The organism is Pseudonocardia sp. 73-21 (genome assembly GCF_001899645.1).
Taxonomy (GTDB): domain Bacteria; phylum Actinomycetota; class Actinomycetes; order Mycobacteriales; family Pseudonocardiaceae; genus Pseudonocardia.
Genome location: NZ_MKVV01000014.1, coordinates 161,371 through 182,142, shown reverse-complemented (window position 1 = coordinate 182,142; position 20,772 = coordinate 161,371). Strand labels below are relative to the sequence as shown.

Here is a 20,772-nt window from a genome sequence, read left to right as displayed (position 1 = left end):
GCGACCATGTCGCCTTGATCGCGGCGTGCCCGGGCCGTGCTCAGGCCGTGCGCAGGTCGGCCGCAGGGAAGGGGGGGCGGTCGTCGAGCCTCAGCGAGAGCGTGCCGGCCGCCCGCCAGGCCCGGGCCGTGACGTCGCGGTCCTCCTCGGTCACGAGGTTGCCCATCACCCGCAGGGCCACGGTCATCAGTGCCGTGGAGCGCATCCCGACCGGACCGGCCAGGGGCAGCAGCTTCGGCAGCGTGAGCAGGCCGGCGAGGCGGCGGGCGATGGAGAACGCCTGGCCGTAGTGGTGGCGCAGGGTGGCGGGCCAGCCCGTGCCGAGGTGGCGTTCCTGCGCCATCAGCTCCGCGACGAGGCGGCCGGTCTCCAGGCCGTAGTCGATGCCCTCGCCGTTGAGCGGGTTGACGCACCCCGCCGCGTCGCCGATCAGGGCCCAGTTCGTGCCCGCCACGTGCGACACGGCGCCGCCCATCGGCAGCAGCGCCGACGACGGCGCGCGGACGGGGCCGTCGAGCTGCCAGTCCCCGCGGCGCGCGTCGGCGTAGTGCTCGATGAGGCTGCGCAGACGGATCTGGGCGGGCCGCTTCGCGGTGGCCAGCGTGCCGACGCCGATGTTGACCTCGCCGTCCGAGAGCGGGAACACCCAGCCGTACCCGGCCAGGACCTCGTTCTGCTCACCGCGCAGCTCCAGGTGCGAGGAGATCCACTCGTCGTCGCTGCGACCGCTCCTGATGTAGCCGCGGGCGGCCACCCCGAACGCGGTGTCGCGGTGCCACTCGCGGCCGAGCAGCCGGCCCAGCGTCGACTTCGCGCCGTCGGCCACCACCAGGCGCTTGCACGCGATCGTCCGGCCGTCCGCGAACACCACGCCGGTGACGCGCCCGCCGTCGCGCGTGACGTCGACGGCGCGGGCGCCCTCCACGGGCACCGCGCCGTCCTTGAGCGCCACGTCGCGGATGCGGGCGTCGAGCTCCAGGCGCGGCACGGCGCTGCCGTGGTCGGGCAGCGACCCGCCCGGCCAGGGCAGCATCAGCTCCTGGCCGAAGCCCGCGGCGCGCAGCCCGCGGTTGGTGCCGTGGCCGTCGATCCAGCCGCCCAGCCCGAGCCTGTCCAGCTCGGCGATGGCGCGGGGGGTGAGCCCGTCGCCGCAGGCCTTGTCGCGCGGGAACACCGCGGCGTCGGCGAGCACCACGTCGAGACCGGCGCGGGCGGACCACGCCGCGGCGGCCGCCCCGGCCGGCCCGGCCCCGACGACGAGGACGTCGGTGCGGGCGGGAGGGGAGGCCTGTACGTCGACGGACATACCGCCAGTATCCCGGCCGGTCCGGGTGCCCGCGCTGTGACGCCCGACTACCGCACGCACGGTCGGCCACCCGTCGGCCGGGACGCCGAGGACCACCGTGTCGCGGAACGTGCCGTCCTCGCGCGTGCCGTCGCAGCGACGACGTGCCGACAGGCTCCCGACCTTATCGTCACGGAATTCCGATTCGTCGCAGGTGGGAACGGGTGGCACCGGCAAAGCACGGGGGCCGGGCGTACGTTTGTGCCGTGGGGATGCAGCACGACACGAGGCCGCGGATTCGTCGTGGGCGGTCGCTCGCCCTCCTGCTCGGGGCCTGTGCGCTCGCCGGTGTGGTGCTGGCGGGGCTGCTCTCGCCGGTGGTGCTCGGAGCGGGTCTGCTGTCCAACCAGGTCAACGGTTCGGTCGACGACGCGGCGTCCGGCGTCGACACCTCGCAGATCACCTCCACCGACATGCCGCTCGTCACCACGGTGCTCGACCGCAACGGCGGCCTGCTGGCCCAGCTGTTCGACCAGTACCGGCTCCCGGTCACCTACCAGCAGATATCCCGCCCGATGGACGCGGCGATCATCGCGATCGAGGACCGCCGGTTCTTCCAGGACGCCGGCGTGGACCCCCGCGCCGTGCTGCGCGCGGCGCTGAACAACAGCTCCGGCGGCAGCACGCAGGGCGCGTCGACGATCACCCAGCAGTACGTCAAGAACTACCTGATCAACGTCGTGGACCGGCAGAACCCGGCCGCCCAGCAGCAGGACCGCGCCGACACGTTCTCCCGCAAGGTCAAGGAAGCCGAGCTCGCGCTGCAGATCGGGCAGAGCGTGCCGAAGGAGGACATTCTCACCGGTTATCTCAACGTGGTGGAGTTCTCCGGCAACGTGTACGGAGTCGGCGCGGCGGCCAAGGCGTACTTCGGCACCACGTCGGACAAACTGACCATTCCGCAGTCGGCTCTGCTGGCCGGAATGGTGAACAACCCGAACCTCTACAACCCCTACACGCATCCCGGGCAGGCGCTGCAGCGGCGCAACACCGTGATCGACGCGATGGTGCAGAGCGGCTCGCTGGCCGCCGACGCCGGGAACACCGCCAAGTCCGCGCCGCTGGGTGTGGTCCCGAACGGGCCGGTCGTGCCGGGCAGCACCTGCATGTCCGCCGCGCCCGACGCCGGGTTCTTCTGCAACTACGTCGTGACCTACCTCAAGCAGTCCGGCCTGTCGTCGGACGAGATCTCCACCGGTGGCTACACGATCAAGACCACGATGGACCCCGCCGCCAGCCAGACGATCAAGGACGCGGTCGACAAGAACGTGCCCACCACGCAGGACGGCGTGGCCAACACGTTCTCGCTGATCCAGCCCGGGCAGACCGGCCACCAGGTCCTGGCCATGGTGTCCAACCGCAACTTCGGCACCGACGCGACGCAGGGGGAGCGCTCCACCAACATCGTGGCCGACCCGAGCAACGTGTTCGGCGCCGGTTCCTCGTTCAAGATCTTCACGACGGCGGCGGCGCTCGAGGCCGGCACCGTGGGCTTCACCTCCGCCCTGCCCAACCCGGGCTCGGACTGCTTCACCCCGCCCGTCACCAACCGCTACACCCGGTGCTACCCGGTGGCCAACGACGGCACGAGCTACCCCAACCCGATCAGCCTGCAGGACGCGCTGGCCACCTCGCCCAACGTCGCGTTCGTCGGGCTGGAGTCGCGCACCGGCATGCCGGCGGTGGTGCAGATGGCCGAGCGCCTCGGGCTGCGCCACACGTTGGCGGCCAACGACGCGGGCGGCACGCCGATCACCGACCCGGCCGACCCGCAGTCGAAGGACCCGCAGTACAACGAGCCGATGTCGCGGTACTTCCAGGGGCTGCTGTCGTTCACGCTCGGTGACAGCCCCGTCAGCACGCTGGAGATGTCCAACGTCTCCGCCACGATCCTGAGCGACGGTGTGTGGTGCCCGCCCAACCCGATCCTCTCGGTCACCGACCGCGACGGGAAGCCGGTGCAGGTCGACCAGGAGCCGTGCCAGCAGGTGGTGTCGCCGGGGCTGGCGCACACCCTGGCCGCGGGCCTGAGCGCCGACACGACGAAGGGCACCTCGGCCGCCGCGGCGGCCCGCGCCGGTTGGCACCATCCCGACATCGGCAAGACGGGCACCACGAACGAGAGCGAGTCGGTGGCGTTCGTCGGCGGCGTCGACCACTACGCGGCGGCGTCGTTCGTCTTCGCCGACGGCTCGCACCCGCAGGAGGTCTGCCCCGGCACGCCGGTGCACCTGGGCAACTGCGGGCACGGCGCGTTCGGCGGCACGGTGGCGGCGCCCCCCTACTTCGACGCCATGAACCAGATCCTCGCCGGGCAGCCCGACGTGCCCGTCCCGGGACCGGACCCCGCCTACCTCACCGAGGGCGACCACGGCCAGATCGTGCCGTTCGTCATCGGACAGGCGGGGCCGGCCGCGGCGCAGGCGCTGCAGCAGGCCGGCTACCCGTCCACGCAGCAGATGATCGGATCGCTCTCGCCGCGCGGCACGGTGGTGGGCCAGAGCCCGCAGGGCAACGTCGGTGCGGGCACCCCGATCACGATCTTCACGAGCGCGGGGCCGCCACCGGCGAACTGACGCGCCCCTGCATCGCGAGCCTCCGGGCGAGCAGGCCCTGGGCCACGAGCGCGGCGACGCCCAGGAGCACGACGGCCGACCCGTAGACCTCGGCGGTGGGTCGCAGCCCCACCAGGCCGGTGGCCACGCCGGCGGCCACGGCCGGGACGCTGAACGCCAGGTAGGCGATCGTGTAGGCGACCGCGAACAGCTCGCCGCGCTCGGCCGGGGCGGCGATGCGGGCGAACGTGCCGAAGGTGCCGAGCGCGGCCGCGCCGAACCCGACGCCCGCGACGACGGTGCCGCCCGCGGCGAGGGCGACCGAGCCGGCCTCGATGCCACCGAGCGTGGCCAGCGTACCGGCGGCGAGCAGGACCGACGAGGCCAGGAGCACGCGGGGGACGGCGCGGTGGCGCAGCGCGAACGCGGTGACCGCCCCCGTGCCGCACAGCAGCGTCACCACGAACCCGCCGACGAGGTGGTCGCGCAGGCCGAACAGGGTGGCCGCCACCGACGGGCCGAGCGAGAGGTAGAGCCCGCCCAGTGCCCAGCTGGCGATCACCGTCGGGACCACGGCGAGGAACTCCGGGCGCAGCCGCGCCGGCAGCCCGACGCGGGGGCGCAGGGAGGAGAGCGCACCGGGCCGCCGCGCCGACGTCTCCGGCATCCGGGCCACGACCACGGCCGCTGCCACCATCCCGGCCAGCAGCAGCGCGTACACGAGGTGGGTGGGAGCGGGCGCGAACCGGACGAGCGCGCCGCACCCGACGGCCCCGACGGCCAGGCCGCCCACGGTCGCCACGCCGTTGGTGGTGCCCGCGCGGCCGGGGGCGTGCGGCGGGTCGAGGTCCACCAGCGTCGCGCCGAGCGTGGTGATCGCGGCCCCGGTGGCGATGCCCTGCGCGAGCCGGGCGACCAGCAGCACCGTGACGCCGTCGGCCAGCAGGAACAGCACCAGCGCCGCGATCTCCAGGGCGAGGGCCACGGCGAGCACGGGCCGGCGTCCGACGTGGTCGGACAGTGCGCCGACCACCAGCACCGAGCCCAGCAGCCCCAGCACGTAGACGGCGAAGACGACGGTGAGCGTGGCGGCGGAGAAGCCCCAGGCCTGCTGGTAGACGACGTACAGCGGCGTCGGGGCGCTGGAGGCGGCCATGAACAGCGCCGTGATCGCCGTGACGGCGACGAAGGAGACGGAGCGGGACAGCATGTGGCACTCCCAGTTCTGCAGCGATCGTTGCGTTAGGGAGAATGGCTGGCGTGACCCCAGGTATTCCCCCGCGTCCCGGCGGCCGCTCGGCCCGGGTGCGTGCCGCCGTCCACCGTGCGGTGGAGGAGCTGCTGACCGAGAGCTCGCCCGAGGCGCTGACGATGCCGGTGATCGCGGCGCGGGCCGGCGTGCACCCCACCACGGTCTACCGGCGCTGGGGCACGCTCGGTGAGCTGCTCGCGTCGGTGGCGGCGAGCCGGTTCAGCGGCGACATCGTCGTGCCGGACACGGGCTCGCTGCGCGGCGACCTCGAGACCTGGATGGCCGACGTGGCCACGGACCTCGCCGATCCCGACACCCTCGCGGTGATGCGCGCGGCCATCGGGGTGGGGGAGGAGGGCGGGTGCGCCTGCGTCGCGGACCGGCACGCGCAGCTCGCGGCGATCCTGGAGCGCGGGGGAGGCGCCCCGGACGTCGAGCGGGCCGCGGACCTGCTGCTCGGCCCGTTGTACTACCGGGCGATCTTCACCGGACGCCCGGCGGATGCCGACTGGGCGAGGGGGCTCGTCTCGGTGCTGTTGGGCTGACACGCAAAGAGCCCGCCTCCCCGGAGGGAGACGGGCTCTGGTGTGCTGTGGATCAGACGACGCGCACGCCGGTGGCCTGGGGGCCCTTGGCGCCCTGGCCGACCTCGAACTCGACGCGCTGGCCCTCGTCGAGCGAGCGGAAGCCGCCCGCGTCGATCTCGGAGTAGTGGACGAAGACGTCAGCGCCGCCACCGTCGACCGAGATGAAGCCGAAGCCCTTCTCGCCGTTGAACCACTTCACGGTGCCCTGTGCCATGCGATGAACTCCTGTTCGATGGGACCCCCGCACTGTGCGGGTTGTCCCGGCCGACCAGATGGGTCCACACGACGTCCTCGTGACATCGCACTCGCCCACCATCTCGTCCCAATGGGCGTGCATGACACGACAACCGAAACCGACGACCTTGTGGTGAACTCTACGCTCTCCTCACCCGGTCGCGTCGGCGGGTAGGCAGTAGTAGCTCCTGAGCGGCGGTGTCGCGCGTCGACCGCCCGGCGGTGCGTCGCGATCCAGACCAGCAGGGGTCGTCGCCCGGGAACGCGAGTACCAGGTGGAACGCACCGCGGGCGATGTCGGCGCGCCGCCCGTCGAGCGTCGGACGGGCTGGGTGCCGGTGGACCCGCCGATGGGCAGCACCTCCTGGGCCGTCGGGTAGCTGACCACCGACGTGACGGCGGACGACGGCCCGGCGGGCAGGTCGGGCGCCCCCGCCCGGGCCTTCCCGAGGGCCGGGAGCGGGCGAGCCGCCCGGGCCGGTGTGGCGACGAACAGCCGGTGGATTCCCCGGGCCGCGGTGCTCGACTCGAACGGCGTGTCGAACGCCCCGTAGCCGTGAAGGACCAGCGACACCGACGCCGTGGCCGGCACCAGCAGCACGGCGAGGGCGGCCACCCCCAGCCCGACCCGCTCGACCCGGACCGCGACCAGTACGAGGGCGGCGAGCGAGACCGCGACCAGGGTGGGCAGCAGCCAGGCGGGGGCGGTGGACTCCCACAGCAGCGCGGCCCCGTAGACCGCCGCGCCGAGCACCGCCACCACGACGGCCACCCGCGTCGGGGCCTCGGCGCGGTGCGCCCACGCCGTCGCGGCGCCGATCCCGCAGAGCGCGGCGACCGCGGGCGCCAGCGCGGCCGTGTAGGAGCCGTTGATCGTGGCGGCCCACGAGGACGCGACGCCGAGCGTGACCGCCCAGACGCCCCACAGCAGGACGGCCGCCCGGACCGGGTCGGTGCGGGGCTCGCCGCGCCGCGACAGCAGCAGGGCGACGGCGGCGACGAGGGCCACGGGCAGCAGCCAGCCGGTGTCGCGGCCCAGGTCGCCGGTGAGCAGCCGGTCCCAGCCCGGGGGAGCGCCGGCGGCGACGTCGAGGCCCTGGCCGGGGAGGACCTGCAACGGGCTCTGCGCACCGACACGCGCCAGGCCGTTGTAACCGAGGACCTGCTCGAAGACCGAGTTCGTGACGCTCCCGTCCGCGTAGGGGCGGGCGGCGACGGGCACCAGCCTCACCGCGCCCATCCACAGCAGCGACACGACCGCGGTGGTGACACCGCCGACGGCCACCCCGCCGATCCGGCGCCGCAGCGGACCGGGGGCGGCGACGAGCACCGCGACCGCGAGCGCCGACAGCACGAGCCACGCCTCGATCATCGTCGCCTGGAACGCCAGCCCGATCCACACGCCCGCGAGGGCGAGCCGCCACGCGCGGCCGTCCTGGAGGGCGCCCACCACGGCATCGGCGGCCAGGACGACGAGCAGGATCATCAGGGAGCCGGAGATGCTGCCGCGGTTCAGCGCGACGACGGCGGGGCTGGCGGCCAGCACCGCCGCCGCGGCGAGCCCGGCGGGCCGCCCGGCGCAGCGGCGCACCACGCGATGGAGCACCAGGACCGTCAGGACGCCCTCGGCCACCTGCGGCAGCACGAGCGCCCAGGTGTGGACGCCCAGCAGCCGCGCCGAGAGGACCTGCAGCCAGAACGCGCCCGGCAGCTTGTCGAGCGAGACCGTGCCTGCGGGGTCGAACGCGCCGAAGACGACGTCGTGCCAGCTGCCGGCCATGCTGCGCACCGCGGCGGCGTCGTAGGGCCCCAGGGGTTCGCGGACCATCGCCCGGCCGTAGGCGAGGGCGGCCAGCACGGCCACGGCCGCGAGCGGCCACCCTCGTCGCAGCGTCATGGCCCGACGATAGAAGGAATTGTTCCCGCGGTCGAAAGGGACGGTTCGGACAACGGTGATTCCGGCCCGGTGAGGTCGGATTTCCGCGCGTCGCGTGCCGCGAATGTTCGGTTCGACCGCCACTCCGCTCACACCCGATCAACGCAATTCCTTCACCGCCGCGCTGCCCGGCCGGATGATGGACACGTTCGACTACTCCATTGTCGTGTTCGTCGACGCCGACATCGCCGGGGACTTCGGCGTCTCGCTCACGCAGATGGCGTTCCTGACCACGGCCACGCTGCTGATGAGCCCGGTGGGGGCCGTCATCTTCGGGCTGTGGGCCGACCGGAGGGGCCGGCGCGTCCCGCTGCTCGTCGACGTCACGTGCTCCTCCGTGGTCGGCGTCCTGTGCGCGTACGCGCCGGACTTCACGGTGCTGCTGGTGCTGCTGGTGCTGCGCCTGCTCTACGGCATCGGCGGCGCCGGCGGCGGAGAGGATCCCCGCGAAGCGCCGCGGCTTCTTCTCCGGCGTGCTGCAGCAGGGCCACTCGCTCGGCTACCTGCTGGCGTCGCGCGCGTCGTTGCTGGTCACGACGGATCTCGGGCTGCCGTGGCGCTGGCTGTTCGCGCTCGGCATCGTCCCGGCGCTGATCAGCCTGCTGATCCGGACCCGGTGCACGAGCCGGAGGTGTGGCAGCTCTACCCGACGTTCCCCGGGGCCACCGACGACGGCGGCGCCGGCCTTTCCGCGGCCACCGCCACGGGGATCGCGGTGATCTACCACATCGGTGCCACGATCGGCGGCGCCCTCGGGTCGTTGTCGGAACGGTTCGGCCGCCGCCACACGATCGCGTTCGCCGCGGTGATCGGGCTGCCGATCGTGCCGTTGTTCGCGCTCTCCACGACAGCGGGATTCCGCTGCCTCGGATCGTTCCTCATGCAGGTGATGGTGCAGGGCGCGTGGGGCGTCATTCCGGTTCGTCTGACCGAGATGTCCCGGACACGATCCGCAGTTTCCACCCCGGCCTCACCTATCAGCTCGGGAACTGTCCCGCCGCCTTCAACCCGCTGATCCGGCAGTCCCTCGCGGCGTCACACGGCTACCCGTTCGCGCTCGTGGCGACGGTCGTGCCGGTGCTCGTGGCTCGGCTCCACCGGTTGCCCGACCAGCTCCATGAGCGGCGTGTCCCTGGCGTGGCGAGGGGTGAGGTCTGCGGCGGTCGCGGCGAGCTGCATGATCAGGAGTTCGGCGCGTTTCCGGCCAGATCCGGCCGATTCTGCGCCGAACCGCTGATCATGGGCGGCCAGCCTCGCCCCCACGGTGGACGACGTCACCCGTGCCCGAGGTGTGCGCGTGGCTGATCTCCACGTGGCGGGACATCACAACTAGCCGAGGCGCATCGGTAGTGACGCCCAGGCGCGCATCGTGTTGTTGTGGTGGCGCCGGGTGGGCCCGCTGAGCTCGATCGTCTCCACCCGCGCCGCCAGGGCCGTGAGCAGGGCCTCGGACTCCAGGCGGGCCACGTGCTGGCCGACGCACTGGTGGATGCCCATGCCGAAGCCGACGTGGCCGGACGGGTCACGGGCCAGGTCGAAGGCGTCGGGGTCGGCCCAGCGGCGGGGGTCGCGGTTCGCGGCCCCGAGGAACATGAGGATCTTCTGGCCGCTGGGGATCACCGTGTCGGCCACCCGGACCTCGGTGGTGGCGGTGCGGAAGAACGTCTGGACCGGTGACGCCCAGCGCACGGCCTCGTCGAACGCCACCCGCGCGAGCCGCGGGTCGGCGCGCAGCCGCCGCCACTGCCCGGGGTGGGTCGCGAACGCGTGCAGCACGGCGCCGAGGCCCTGCACGGTCGTGTCGACGCCGGCCGAGAGCAGCGAGCGCACCACCAGCGGCGCCTGCCCGGGGGTGATGTCGCCACGGTCGGCGGCCGCCCAGATGGCCGCGCCGAATCCTCCGGGGGCGAGCACCTCGCGCCGGCACTGCTCGTTCACCCACGCCCCGAGCCGACCGGCGTCGGCGAGGCCGGCCTCCATCAGCTCGTTGCGGGGGCCGAACGCGTTGAACAGGAAGTCGCCGTAGGGCAGCAGGTTCTCGCGACCCTCGTCCGGGATCCCGACGGCGTCCGGGAACACCCGCAGCGGGAACGCCTCGGCCAGCGCGGGAACCGCGTCGAGCTCCGGCCCGGCGGCCAGCACCGCGTCCACGAGCTCCTCCGCGGCGGCGAACCACTGCTCGCGCAGCCGGCGCAGGGCCCGCTGGCTCAGGATCGCGCCCAGCACGCGACGGGGGGCGTCGTGGCCGGGCGGGTCGGACTCCAGCAGCAGGCTCGGCGGCCGCCACGGCTTCTCGGTGTGGAAGTTCGACAGCCCGACCCCGGCCCCGGACTGGAAGCCCTGCCAGTTCACCAGGGCCGCGTGGACGTGCTCGTAGCGCGCCATCGCGTAGGTGTCGTAGCGGGTCAGGTGCACCACCGGCCCGGCGTCGCGCAGCTGCGCGTGGAACGGCCGGGGGTCCTCCAGGACCTCGGGCCCGAACGGGTCGACGTCGGTCGAGGGAAGCAGCGTGATCACAGGTCCAGCACCAATCTGTCGCCGATCGAGCGGGAGACGCAGACGAACATGCAGTCGCCGGCCGCGCGGTCGGCGTCGTCGAGGATGGAGTCGCGGTGGTCGGGCACGCCCGAGACGACGCCGGTCTCGCACGTGCCGCACGTGCCCTCCCGGCACGACGAGAGGACGGCGGCCCCGGCGGCGCGGACGGCCTCGAGCACCGACACGGACGGGTCCACGGTCACCGTCGCGCCGGTCCGGGCCAGCTCCACCGCGAACGGCGTGCTGCGCACCGGCGGGCCCTGCTCCTGTGCGGTGAAGCGCTCGACGCGCAAGGTGTGCGGTGGCCACGCGGCGCACGCCTCCTCGACGGCGGCGAGCAGCGGCGCGGGGCCGCAGCAGTAGACGCGCACGCCGTCGCGGGGCGTGCCGAGCCAGGCCGGAAGGTCGATGAGGCCCTGCTCGTCCTCGGGCACGAGATGGACCCGGTCCGACGGGCCGAGCTCGTCCACGAACGCCATCGACGCCCGCCGCCGTCCGCCGTAGACGAGGTCCCACTCCGCGCCGAGCACCGTGGCCTGCCGGATCATCGGCAGCAGCGGCGTGATCCCGATCCCCCCGGCGATGAAGAGGTACCGGGCGGACGGCACGAGCGGGAAGTGGTTGCGCGGCCCGCCGACGCCGACCCGGTCGCCCACGCGCAGCTCGTCGTGCACGAACGCGGAGCCGCCGCGGCCGTAGGGCTCGCGCAGGACGCCGACGCGGTAGGTGTGGGCGTCCCAGCGGTCGCCGCAGAGCGAGTACTGGCGGACGGTGCCGTCGGGGAGCACGAGGTCGATGTGCGCGCCGGGGGTCCAGTCGGGCAGCCGCAGCCGGTCGGGACGGGCCAGCACCAGGCTGACGACGCCGTCGGCGACCTCGGCCTTCTCGGATACCACGAGCTCCGTCACCGCGAGCGTGTCCATGCGCCGACGATGCCGTGGCGGGGCCGTCCGCCGCGACACACATCTCATTGAATGAGCGTCCGCCCGATCCCACGGGCCGTCGCCCCCAGCACCGGGACGACCGCGCGGCCGTCCGCGTCGTTGGGGACGATCGCCGCCACCGCGGCCACCACCCGGCCGCCCGCGCGCACCGGAACCGCGACGCCCAGCGCGTCGGGATGGATGTGGCCGGGGCAGAACGCGTGGCCGTCGCGCCGCACGCCGGCGAGTGTCGCGCGCAGCCGCGCCGGGGTCGTGATCGTGTATGCGGTGTAGCCGGGCAGCGGCCCGGCCAGCACCTTCTCCTGCAGCTCACGGGGCCCGTGGGCCAGCAGCACCAGTCCCGACGACGACGCGTGCAGCGGCAGCCGCCCGGCGATGCGCGTGTAGTTGATGACGGCGCCGGGGGCGGAGAGCCGCTCGACGAAGAGCACCTCGTCGCCGTCGAGGACACCGAGCTGCACGTGGTGGCCGACCACGGCGTGCAGGTCCTCCAGGAACGGCATGGCCGCGTCGCGCAGGCTCAGCGTGGGTGACGCACGTAGCGCCAGCTCCCACATCCGCACCCCGACCCGGACGCGCCGGTCGTCGTCGCGGGCGAGCAGGCCGTGCTCCACCAGCTCCGCCACCATGCGTGATGCCGTGGCCGGCGGCAGCCCGGCGCGCCGCGCGATGTCCGCGACGCGCAGCGCCGTCTCCCCGGGCGTGAAGGCCTCGAAGATCCGCACCGCGCGCTCGAGCACGGACTCGCCGGAGGGGGAGCGCGCCATCAGGCCGCGACGGGGGAGTGCTGCCGGACCATCAGCGCCGCCGCCCCGGCCGCCACCACGGCCAGCCCCACCAGCTGCGCGAACCCGGCGACCAGCACGCCCAGTGGAGCGAGGGCCACTGCGAGCAGGGCACCGGTGAGGAGCACACCGACCGGCCCGGTGCCGAGCGTCCGGCGGAACCCGGCCTGGCCGAGCAGGAACGCCGCGACGCCGCCGGAACAGGTGATCGCGAACGCCCACGAGGGGTGGTGGGCCGGATCGTGGACGATCTCGTGCAGCCCGGCCGCCACCAGCACGAGCCCGGTGATGTGCAGCAGGTGGTCGTGGCCGAACGCGCGCAGGCACAGCCCGGCCCGCCGGTCGGCGGGCGCGGCCTCCACGGCGTGCAGCCCGCGCTCGTCGTCACCCGTGCCGAAGTAGACCCACCACAGCGCGCTGATCAGCACCATCGCCAGCACGAACGCGCCGAGCACCAGGGGGCGGCCCAGCGATCCCTGCACGCTGACGCCGAAGATCCACGCCCCGGTGTCGAACACGTCGGGCACCACCGCGGCCATCGCGAGGAAGCACGTCATCGCCAGCAGCATCGGCAGGCGGGTGGCGGTGGGCAAGACGTTGTTGGCCAGCCACGCGAACCCGTCGTACATCCACCACGTGACCAGCAGGACCAGGGCCGCGTGCCCGTAGCCCGTCCAGCCGTCGGAGGCGGTGATCAGGGTGGTGATCTGCGTGATCACGAAGACGAAGACCAGGTCGAAGAACAGCTCCAGCATCGTCACGGGCTCGTCGCCCGGAGCCTGCACCTTGCCCATGCGCAGTCGCATGACGACAGTGTGGGCTACGGCACGTGGTCGAGGAGGACTTCACATGGCTGAGCTGGAGCGGTTCCGGATGCTGATCGGCGGGGAGCCGGTGGACGCGGCGTCGGGTGCGACGTTCGAGTCGCAGAACCCCTACACGGGCGAGGCCTGGGCCACGGTGCCCGACGGCGGTCCGGCGGACGTGGACGCCGCCGTCACCGCCGCCCGCGCGGCGCTGGACGGGGAGTGGGGGCAGCTCACCGGGTTCGCCCGCGCGGCCCTGCTGCGCCGGCTGGCCGACCTCATCACCGAGAACGCCGAGCGGCTCGCGCGCCTGGAGGTCAACGACTCGGGCAAGCTCTACCGCGAGATGATCGGCCAGCTCACGGGCCTGGGCGGCTGGTACCAGTACTACGCGGGGCTCGCGGCCACCATCGAGGGCCGCCAGATCCCGACGCCCAACCCGAACTACCTCGTCTACACCCGCCGCGAGCCGGTCGGCGTGGTCGGTGCGATCACGCCGTGGAACTCGCCGCTGCTGCTGCTCACCTGGAAGCTCGCCCCCGGCCTGGCCGCGGGATGCACGTTCGTCGTCAAGCCGTCGGAGCACTCGCCGGCCTCCACGCTGGGGTTCGCGGAGCTGTTCGCGCAGGCCGGCTTCCCGCCCGGCGTCGTCAACGTCGTGAGCGGTCTCTCCCGCGAGACGGGCGCGGCGCTGGCGGGCCACCCGGGCGTCGACAAGATCGCGTTCACCGGCTCGACGGCCACCGGCCGCGCGGTCGCCCACGCGGCGGCGGAGAATCTGAACAAGGTCACCCTGGAGCTCGGCGGCAAGAGCCCTCAGATCGTCTTCCCCGACGCCGACCTGCAGGCCGCCGCGAACGGCCTGGTCGCGGGCGTGTTCGCGGCCACCGGGCAGACCTGCATGGCGGGCTCCCGGCTGATCGTGCACGCCGACGTCCACGACGAGCTCGTGCGGCTGGTGGCGGCGCGGGCGGCGCAGATCCGGCTCGGCGACCCCAACGACCCCGAGACCGAGATGGGTCCGGTCGCCAACCGGCCGCAGTACGAGAAGGTGCTGGGCTACCTGAAGACGGCCGAGTCCGAGGGCGCCACGGTGGCCTACGGCGGCGCGGCCGACGAGGGGCTCGGCGGGCTGTTCGTCAAGCCCACGGTACTCACCGGCGTCACCGCGGAGTCGACGATCGTGCGCGAGGAGGTGTTCGGGCCGGTGCTCTCGGCCTACACGTTCACCGATGAGGAGGACGCGCTCAAGCTCGCCAACGACACCCCGTACGGCCTGGCCGGAGCCGTCTGGACGAAGGACGTGCACCGCGCCCACCGGGTCGCCGCGAAGCTGCGCGCGGGCACGGTGTGGATCAACGCCTACCGGGTGGTGAGCCCCAGCGTGCCCTTCGGCGGGTTCGGGCTGTCCGGGCTGGGCCGCGAGAACGGCGTGGGCGCGCTCGACGAGTACCTGGAGAACAAGTCGGTGTGGGTGGAGCTGACGGGCGGCACCCGCGACCCGTTCACGCTGGGCTGACTCTCCTCGGGTCGACGCGCCGCCCCGAGCAGGCCAGGCAGGTCTCGACGGCGGGCAGAGCCTCCAGCCGGGCGTCGGGGATGGCCTCGCCGCAGAAGACGCACCGGCCGTAGGTGCCTTCGGCCAGGCGCCTCGACGCCCGATCCAGGGCGTCGAGGTCGCGGCGGGCGCCGGCCAGCAGCCCCTGCAGCTGGGCGCGTTCGAAGCCGATCGTCACACCCTCGGGATCGTGCTCGTCGTCGTGCGTGGTCAGCGCCTGCTGCTCGGCGAGCGCGTCGACCTGCCGGGCCAGCGAGGCGATCCGCCCGGCCGTCGACTCGTGTTCCTCCCTCAGACGTTCCGCGTCCACGCGCCCTCCCAGCGGTCACCCGGTAGTGTGGGCCATGGTCGCGTGCCTCGCGACGTGGCTTCGCCCGAGACCCCGGTGCGCCATTCGGCGCTACGCGGAAGGTCTTGGATGACCCAGGCCACTACCCAGGCCAGTACCCAGGCCAGTACCCAGGCCAGTACCACTGCCACGATCACCTCCGATCGGGGTCAGGTCGAGTACGGCGAACTGTCCCGCACGATCCGCGCCGTCGGGTTGCTGGACCGCCGCTACGGCTACTACGCGCTCTCTCTCGCCGCCACGCTCGCCGCGTTCGCAGGCCTCTGGGTGCTGTTCGCGGCGCTGGGCGACAGCTGGTGGCAGCTCGGTGTGGCCGTCGCGCTCGCGGTGGTCTACACGCAGCTGTCCTACCTGGGCCACGACGCCGGCCACAAGCAGATCTTCCGCGGCAAGCGGGCCAATGACACGGTCGGGCACCTCAACGCCGCGCTCGTCGGGCTGAGCTTCGGCTGGTGGGTGGCCAAGCACAACCGCCACCACGCCCACCCCAACAACGAGGACTCCGACCCCGACCTCGACATCCCGATCCTGGCCTTCACCGAGAACCAGAGCCGGGGCCGGCGGGGGCTGCGGCACTGGACGGCCGGGCACCAGGCGTACCTGTTCTTCCCGCTCCTGCTGCTGGAGGGGTTCGCGCTGCACTGGGCGAGCCTCGACGCCGCGTTCCGGGGCGATCTGAGGCGGCGCACGCTCGAGCGGGTGCTCGTGGTCGCCCACGTGGTGGTCTACCTCGCGGCGGTGTTCGTGGTGCTGCCGTGGCCGCTGGCCCTCGCGTTCGTCGCGGTGCACCAGTGCCTGTGGGGGCTCTACATGGGGTGCTCGTTCGCCCCGAACCACAAGGGCATGGAGACGATGTCGGCCGGCGACACCACCAGCTTCATGTACCGGCAGATCCTGACCTCCCGTGACGTGGGCGGACGCTGGACCGGCGCCGCTCTCGGCGGGCTGAACTACCAGATCGAGCACCACCTCTTCCCGACGATGCCGCGGCCCAACCTGCGCCGCGCGCAGCCACTCATCGAGGCGTTCTGCGTCGAGCGCGGGATCGGCTACACGCACTGCTCGCTGGTGCGCTCCTACGCCGACGTCCTGCGCCACCTGCACACCATCGGGGCACCCCTGCGCGCCTCCACGACGGAACGAGACGACGCATGACCACCAGCCCGGACACCGACCTTCCCGATGTTCCCGCCCTCCCCGTTCCCACCTGCGACGCCTGCCCGCACCCGCTCGAGGACCACGATCCCATCGGCCTGCGCTTCTGTGCGATCACCACCTCGCGGGGCATGAACCGCGGGTGCGTGTGCGTGTCGACATAGGCGCTACTTCTTCCCGCCGAGGAGGCCGCCGACCGCACCGGTCACGGCGGTGACCGGCTCGGCCGCGGCCTTCGCCACCGGCTCGACGGCCGCGACCACGGGCTCGGCGACCTGGGTGACGGTCTCCGCCACCGGCTCGACGGCCTTCGCCACCGGCTCCGGCACCGGCAGCGAGACCGCCGGCACCCTCACGGCCGGGAGCGTGACGTCGGGGAGGGGCACCTCGGCCGCGCCGACCTTCAGGTCCGGCGTGGTGAGGGCCGTCGGCGACACGGCCACCGACGGCAGGGTGACGCCCGCACCGCCGGGTGCGAGGTCGACCTTCGCGGGCGAGACGGCCACGTCCGGCAGGCCCACCGTGGTCGGGGACAGCGCGACGGGGCCGGCCGCCACGGGCCCGACCCCGACGTCCGGCGTCACCACCTCGGCGGGCGTGGTCGTCACAGCCAGACCGTCCGATGTGGACACGGCCACGGCCGGCGGGGTGACCGCCACGGGGGAGGCCGACACGCCGGGGGTCGTGACCGGGCCGAGCACCGTCGGCGCCGTCACCGGCGGGAGCTCGACGACCGGCCTCCCCACCCCGGGAGGGGTCACGGTCACCAGCGGCGGAGGCGGGGTTCCGGCCGGCGCCGGGCCGACCGGGCCGATCGCGACCGGGCCGATGACGACCGGCCCCGCGCCGGCCGGCGGGGTCTCGACGGGTGGACGCGGCTGCGGGATGACGACGTCGGGCTGGGTGGCGACGGGTGGGGTGACGACCGGTGGGGCCCCGGCCGCACCGGGGGCGGTCGGGCCGGTCGGCGTCCCGGTCGGCGTCCCGGTCGGCGCACCGCCGAGCGCCCCGCGTCCGATCGACGCGCCGGAGGCGACCGGCAGGTCGAACGTCGTGACCGGGACCTCGCTGGTCAGCGGGCCGGCGAAGGACACAGGCACCGTCCGGCCCGCGGACGGCGCCGGGCGGGCGGGCGCCGGCGCGGGAGCGTCGCCCGCCGGCTCGCCGAGCTCCGGTGAGGCCTCCGGCAGGGACACGACCGACTGCTCAACCACGGCGGTGCCGAGGACGGCACCCACCATCAGCAGCGCCCCGGTGGCCGCCGACGCCCTTCGGGAGCCCTGGGCGGGCGGCGCGGCGGGCGGCTCCTCCGGTGGCCGGGAGTGGCCGCGGGGCACCGTCGGGCGGTCGAACGCGTGGGGTGCGCGGCCCTCGCGGCGCAGCAGCGCGCCCACAGAGAGCGGAGCGCCCGTCGCCGACACCCGCTCCGGGGTCCCCGGCGGCCCGGTGTGCAGCGACACGAGCTCGGCGACGGAGACCGGGTGGACCGGTCCACGGCGGGACCGGTACGGGTGGGCGGGTTCCACGATCGAACGACCCTCCAATGCATGACGGAGTGGAGCTGCATTACTACTCCTCGAGGAAAAGGCCCTCTAGATGCTGTTCGCCCGCTCGCCGGTCGTCACCCGTTCGGTCCAATCTGCCGCTCGGCTCGTCCGATGGGCCGGTCGTCGGCGTCGTGGACGCTTCCGTGCGCCGTTCGTTCGTCCACCCAGGTCCGTTCGGGCTACTCCACCCCGAGCTTCGCGAGCGCGTCGGCGTCGATCCCGAGGCCGGTGAACGCGGCGAGGACGGCGAGCGGGAAGTTGCCGATCACGGGGAGCATCTCCGCGTTGCCGAGGACGCCGAGCGGGCGGCCGTCGGGGCCGGTGCCGACGGCCGCGACGAGCGCCGCGGCGCCCTCCGGATCGGCCAACCACTCCTGCAGCGTCGACATCCCGGTCAACGGCCGGTGCGGCGGGATGGCGTCGACGGTGACGGTGGCGCGCTGCGTCAGATCCCGCGACGATGCGCCCACCGCGATCCCGAACTCGCCGCCCTCCAGCACCCAGCGCCCGAACTCCGTCGACCAGTACGACAGGTCGCGCGCACCGAGGGTGAACGTGACGCGCTGCTCCTCGCCGGGCGCCAGCGTCACCTTCGCGAAGCCCTTCAGCTCGCGCGGCGGCCGGGCCACGGTCGACTCCGGGTCGCCGACGTAGAGCTGCACCACCTCGCGCCCGGCGCGGGCGCCGGTGTTGCCGACGGTGACCTCCACGGTCAGCGCCAGGTCGCCGCCGTCGTGGGTGCCCGTGGTCGTGACGGTGAGGTCGCGGTGGGCGAACGTCGTGTAGGACAGGCCGTGGCCGAACGGGTAGGCGACGTCGCGCTCGGTGGCGTCGAACCCGCGGTAGCCGACGAACACGCCCTCGCCGTAGCGGACGTGGCCCTCCTCGCCCGGGAAGTTGAGCGACGACGGGTGGTCCAGCAGGTGCAGCGGGATCGTCTCGGCGAGCCGGCCGCCGGGGTCGACGGCGCCGGTCAGCACGTCGGCCACGGCCGAGCCCGCGGCCTGGCCGCCCAGCCAGCACTCGACGACGGCCGCGACGTGGTGCTCCCACGTGCTGGTGCGCACGACCCCGCCGTTGGCGAGGACGGCGACGATCGGCACGCCGGACTCGGCGAGGTCGGCGACCAGGCGGAGCTGCTCGGGGGGCAGGTCGATGTGGGTGCGGTCGAATCCCTCCGACTCGGCCTCCGGCGGCAGGCCGAGGAAGGCGAGGATCACGTCCGAGCCGGCCGCATCGCCGCCGAAGGTGATCTCCGCCGACGGCAGCGCGGCGCGCAGCGCGTCGAGGGCGTTGTCGACCCGCGTCGGGTTCACCTGGGAGCTGCCGGCGCCCTGGTAGCGCGGGGTGCGGGCGAACTCGCCGACCACGAGGACCCGCAGCCCGGGCCGGTCGACCAGCGGCAGCACGCCGTCGTCGTTGCGCAGCAGCACCGTGCAGTCGGCGGCGGCCCGGCGGGCGAGGGCGTGGTGGGCCCCGGCAGTCGTCGCGACGTCCACCGTGGCGGGCTGCCGGGAGCGGGCGCGTTCAACGAGGCCGAGCACGCGGCCCACCGTCGTGTCGAGCACGGCCTCGTCCAGGGACCCGTCGGCCACGGCGTCGACGATGGCCTTGTCGCTCACGCCCAGGTGGGGCGGCATCTCCAGGTCCAGCCCCGCGACCAGGGCGGCGACGCGGTCGTGCACGGCGCCCCAGTCCGAGACGACGAGCCCGTCGAAGCCCCACTCGCCGCGCAGCACGTCGGTGAGCAGCCAGTGGTGCTGGGAGGCGTACTCGCCGTTCACCTTGTTGTAGGCGCACATCACCGTCCACGGCCCCGCCGTCGTGACGACGTGCTCGAACGCGGGCAGGTAGATCTCGCGCAGCGTGCGCTCGTCGACGTCGGCGCTCACGCGCAGCCGGTCGGTCTCCTGGTTGTTGGCGGCGAAGTGCTTCACCGACGCGCCGACGCCCTGGGACTGCAGGCCCTCCACCAGCGCGGCCCCGAGGTGCCCGGCGAGCAGGGGGTCCTCGGAGAGGTACTCGAAGTTGCGGCCGCACAGCGGCGAGCGCTTGATGTTGACGCCCGGCCCGAGCACCACGGCCACGCCCTGCTCGCGCGCCTCCACCCCGATCGCGGCGCCGATCTCCCGGGCCAGCCCCACGTCCCACGACGAGCCGAGCGCCGACGCGGTCGGGAAGCAGGTGGCGGGGGTGCTGCCGGACAGCCCCACGTGGTCGCCCTGCTCGGGCTGGGCGCGCAGGCCGTGCGGGCCGTCCGAGACCATGATCGCCTCGATGCCGTGCCCGGGGACCGGGGCGGTGTGCCAGAAGTCCGATCCGAGGCACAGTGCGGCCTTCTGCGTCACGGTCAGTCCGGGGGGCAGCTCCATGGGGGTCATCCTGCCCGGCGCGGAGGGCGCAGGCAGCCTCTCCCGCTCATGGTCGGGTCCCGCGACCACCGACCGCCTGGTCCGGCCCCAGCATCGCCCCGGCGGCCTCGCTGATGATCGCCCGCATGGCCCGTTCCGCGGCGTCGGCGTCGCCGGACCCCACGGCTTCCGCCACGTCGCCGTGCAGGCGGATCGCGGCCGGCTCCGGGAGGGCGGGCATCAGGCCGTGGTGGGTGCGGCCCGTGAGCACCTCGGTCACGACGTCGGCCAGTGCGGCCAGCATCTCGTTGCCCGTGGCCTCCAGCAGGGCGCGGTGGAAGCGGACGTCGGCGTCGAGGTAGGCGTCGAGGTCGCCGGAGCGGCCGTGCACCGCCATGTCCATCACGGCGCCGGTGAGCGCCCCGCACTGCTCGGGGGTGGCGCGCCCCGCGGCGTAGCGGGCGGCCACCGGCTCGAACCCGGCGCGCAGCTCCGAGAGCGAGCGCAGCTGGTCGTCGCGGCCGGGGCCGGCGAGGCGCCAGCGGATGAGCAGGGGGTCGTAGACGTTCCAGCGCGACCGCGGCGCGACGGTGGTGCCCACGCGGCGGCGGCTGCTGACCATGCCCATCGACTCCAGGACGCGCACGGCCTCGCGGACGACGGTGCGCGAGACGCCGAAACGCACCCCCAGGTCGTCGGCCCGCAGGACCTGGCCCTCGGCGAGCTCGCCCGAGGCCAGCAGCACGCCGATCCGGTCGAGCATGTCGGCGTGCAGTCCGTTCTGCGGGAGCGTCACCGGCTCATCCTGGCACCGCATCAGCAATTCGTAA

General features: G+C 73.8%; 17 protein-coding genes and 1 pseudogene. 6 read left to right on the top strand and 12 right to left on the bottom strand.

Going from position 1 to position 20,772, the window contains the following annotated elements; genetic code table 11:
• Window positions 1-40 precede the first annotated feature (40 nt).
• Window positions 41-1,306, bottom strand: coding sequence for a geranylgeranyl reductase family protein (locus BGP03_RS02750; RefSeq protein WP_298799634.1), 1,266 nt, complete (start codon window positions 1,304-1,306; stop codon window positions 41-43).
• A 251-nt stretch (window positions 1,307-1,557) separates the two neighbouring features.
• On the opposite strand from BGP03_RS02750, the gene BGP03_RS02745 reads away from it, so the two are divergent.
• The gene (locus tag BGP03_RS02745; RefSeq protein WP_298799726.1) at window positions 1,558-3,921 is read left to right on the top strand and encodes a transglycosylase domain-containing protein; all 2,364 of its coding nucleotides are present in this window, start codon (window positions 1,558-1,560) and stop codon (window positions 3,919-3,921) included.
• Here the strand turns inward: BGP03_RS02745 and BGP03_RS02740 are convergent.
• A complete protein-coding gene (locus BGP03_RS02740) occupies window positions 3,890-5,110 on the bottom strand; it encodes an MFS transporter (protein ID WP_298799635.1) in 1,221 nt (406 codons plus the stop codon). The genes BGP03_RS02745 and BGP03_RS02740 overlap by 32 nt on opposite strands.
• 50 nt (window positions 5,111-5,160) lie before the next feature.
• Between BGP03_RS02740 and BGP03_RS02735 the strand changes: the two genes are divergently transcribed.
• Window positions 5,161-5,697 carry a TetR/AcrR family transcriptional regulator gene (locus BGP03_RS02735; RefSeq protein ID WP_296370964.1) on the top strand — a complete coding sequence of 179 codons (537 nt, stop codon included), beginning with the start codon at window positions 5,161-5,163 and terminating at the stop codon, window positions 5,695-5,697.
• 52 nt (window positions 5,698-5,749) lie between these two features.
• Here BGP03_RS02735 and BGP03_RS02730 read toward each other — a convergent pair whose 3' ends face one another.
• Window positions 5,750-5,953, bottom strand: coding sequence for a cold-shock protein (locus BGP03_RS02730; protein WP_185721642.1), 204 nt, complete (start codon window positions 5,951-5,953; stop codon window positions 5,750-5,752).
• Window positions 5,954-6,124: 171 nt separating this feature from the next.
• Complete coding sequence (locus BGP03_RS02725; RefSeq protein ID WP_298799636.1) at window positions 6,125-7,870, bottom strand: glycosyltransferase family 39 protein; 1,746 nt, start codon at window positions 7,868-7,870, stop codon at window positions 6,125-6,127.
• 103 nt (window positions 7,871-7,973) lie between these two features.
• Between BGP03_RS02725 and BGP03_RS35730 the strand changes: the two are divergent.
• Window positions 7,974-8,628 (top strand): annotated as a pseudogene (locus tag BGP03_RS35730) (MFS transporter).
• Between the two features lie 610 nt (window positions 8,629-9,238).
• On the opposite strand, the gene BGP03_RS02715 reads toward BGP03_RS35730, so the two are convergent.
• From BGP03_RS02715 to BGP03_RS02700, 4 genes are read right to left on the bottom strand one after another with little or no spacing between them, the layout of a single operon-like run.
• A complete protein-coding gene (locus BGP03_RS02715) occupies window positions 9,239-10,423 on the bottom strand; it encodes a cytochrome P450 (protein ID WP_298799727.1) in 1,185 nt (394 codons plus the stop codon).
• On the bottom strand, window positions 10,423-11,370 hold the full coding sequence (locus BGP03_RS02710) for a PDR/VanB family oxidoreductase (RefSeq protein WP_298799639.1): 948 nt from the start codon (window positions 11,368-11,370) through the stop codon (window positions 10,423-10,425). The genes BGP03_RS02715 and BGP03_RS02710 overlap by 1 nt, the downstream gene beginning before the upstream one ends.
• 44 nt (window positions 11,371-11,414) lie before the next feature.
• A complete protein-coding gene (locus BGP03_RS02705) occupies window positions 11,415-12,158 on the bottom strand; it encodes an IclR family transcriptional regulator (protein WP_296370774.1) in 744 nt (247 codons plus the stop codon).
• A complete protein-coding gene (locus BGP03_RS02700) occupies window positions 12,158-12,982 on the bottom strand; it encodes a low temperature requirement protein A (protein WP_298799640.1) in 825 nt (274 codons plus the stop codon). Before BGP03_RS02700 ends, BGP03_RS02705 begins: the two co-directional genes overlap by 1 nt.
• A gap of 43 nt (window positions 12,983-13,025) precedes the next feature.
• On the opposite strand from BGP03_RS02700, the gene BGP03_RS02695 reads away from it, so the two are divergent.
• Window positions 13,026-14,501, top strand: a complete 1,476-nt coding sequence (locus BGP03_RS02695) for an aldehyde dehydrogenase (RefSeq protein WP_296370772.1) — start codon at window positions 13,026-13,028, stop codon at window positions 14,499-14,501.
• On the opposite strand, the gene BGP03_RS02690 is transcribed toward BGP03_RS02695, so the two are convergent.
• Window positions 14,488-14,850 carry a TraR/DksA C4-type zinc finger protein gene (locus tag BGP03_RS02690; RefSeq protein WP_298799641.1) on the bottom strand — a complete coding sequence of 121 codons (363 nt, stop codon included), beginning with the start codon at window positions 14,848-14,850 and terminating at the stop codon, window positions 14,488-14,490. The two genes, BGP03_RS02695 and BGP03_RS02690, sit on opposite strands and share 14 nt — an antisense overlap.
• Window positions 14,851-14,958: 108 nt before the next feature.
• Here BGP03_RS02690 and BGP03_RS02685 point away from each other — a divergent pair, with 108 nt between their 5' ends.
• Both BGP03_RS02685 and BGP03_RS02680 read left to right on the top strand, forming a co-directional pair.
• Window positions 14,959-16,044, top strand: coding sequence for an acyl-CoA desaturase (locus BGP03_RS02685; RefSeq protein ID WP_298799643.1), 1,086 nt, complete (start codon window positions 14,959-14,961; stop codon window positions 16,042-16,044).
• Entirely contained in the window at window positions 16,041-16,208 is a 168-nt protein-coding gene (locus BGP03_RS02680) for an RGCVC family protein (RefSeq protein WP_296370769.1), read from the top strand. The genes BGP03_RS02685 and BGP03_RS02680 overlap by 4 nt, the downstream gene beginning before the upstream one ends.
• A gap of 3 nt (window positions 16,209-16,211) precedes the next feature.
• Here BGP03_RS02680 and BGP03_RS02675 read toward each other — a convergent pair whose 3' ends face one another.
• From BGP03_RS02675 to BGP03_RS02665, 3 genes are all read right to left on the bottom strand, one after another.
• Window positions 16,212-17,570, bottom strand: a complete 1,359-nt coding sequence (locus tag BGP03_RS02675; protein ID WP_298799644.1) for a hypothetical protein — start codon at window positions 17,568-17,570, stop codon at window positions 16,212-16,214.
• A gap of 200 nt (window positions 17,571-17,770) precedes the next feature.
• Complete coding sequence (locus BGP03_RS02670; RefSeq protein WP_296370767.1) at window positions 17,771-19,963, bottom strand: glycoside hydrolase family 3 C-terminal domain-containing protein; 2,193 nt, start codon at window positions 19,961-19,963, stop codon at window positions 17,771-17,773.
• A 46-nt stretch (window positions 19,964-20,009) separates the two neighbouring features.
• On the bottom strand, window positions 20,010-20,705 hold the full coding sequence (locus tag BGP03_RS02665; protein WP_298799729.1) for a FadR/GntR family transcriptional regulator: 696 nt from the start codon (window positions 20,703-20,705) through the stop codon (window positions 20,010-20,012).
• Window positions 20,706-20,772 lie beyond the last annotated feature (67 nt).

Bases quoted from the DNA above. Each gene is read 5' to 3' on its own strand.
- BGP03_RS02750 (WP_298799634.1), bottom strand. From the start codon at position 1,306: ATGTCCGTCGACGTACAGGCCTCCCCTCCCGCCCGCACCGACGTCCTC.
- BGP03_RS02745 (WP_298799726.1), top strand. From the start codon at position 1,558: ATGCAGCACGACACGAGGCCGCGGATTCGTCGTGGGCGGTCGCTCGCC.
- BGP03_RS02740 (WP_298799635.1), bottom strand. From the start codon at position 5,110: ATGCTGTCCCGCTCCGTCTCCTTCGTCGCCGTCACGGCGATCACGGCG.
- BGP03_RS02730 (WP_185721642.1), bottom strand. From the start codon at position 5,953: ATGGCACAGGGCACCGTGAAGTGGTTCAACGGCGAGAAGGGCTTCGGC.
- BGP03_RS02725 (WP_298799636.1), bottom strand. From the start codon at position 7,870: ATGACGCTGCGACGAGGGTGGCCGCTCGCGGCCGTGGCCGTGCTGGCC.
- BGP03_RS02710 (WP_298799639.1), bottom strand. From the start codon at position 11,370: ATGGACACGCTCGCGGTGACGGAGCTCGTGGTATCCGAGAAGGCCGAG.
- BGP03_RS02705 (WP_296370774.1), bottom strand. From the start codon at position 12,158: ATGGCGCGCTCCCCCTCCGGCGAGTCCGTGCTCGAGCGCGCGGTGCGG.
- BGP03_RS02700 (WP_298799640.1), bottom strand. From the start codon at position 12,982: ATGCGACTGCGCATGGGCAAGGTGCAGGCTCCGGGCGACGAGCCCGTG.
- BGP03_RS02695 (WP_296370772.1), top strand. From the start codon at position 13,026: ATGGCTGAGCTGGAGCGGTTCCGGATGCTGATCGGCGGGGAGCCGGTG.
- BGP03_RS02685 (WP_298799643.1), top strand. From the start codon at position 14,959: ATGACCCAGGCCACTACCCAGGCCAGTACCCAGGCCAGTACCCAGGCC.
- BGP03_RS02680 (WP_296370769.1), top strand. From the start codon at position 16,041: ATGACCACCAGCCCGGACACCGACCTTCCCGATGTTCCCGCCCTCCCC.
- BGP03_RS02670 (WP_296370767.1), bottom strand. From the start codon at position 19,963: ATGGAGCTGCCCCCCGGACTGACCGTGACGCAGAAGGCCGCACTGTGC.
- BGP03_RS02665 (WP_298799729.1), bottom strand. From the start codon at position 20,705: ATGCTCGACCGGATCGGCGTGCTGCTGGCCTCGGGCGAGCTCGCCGAG.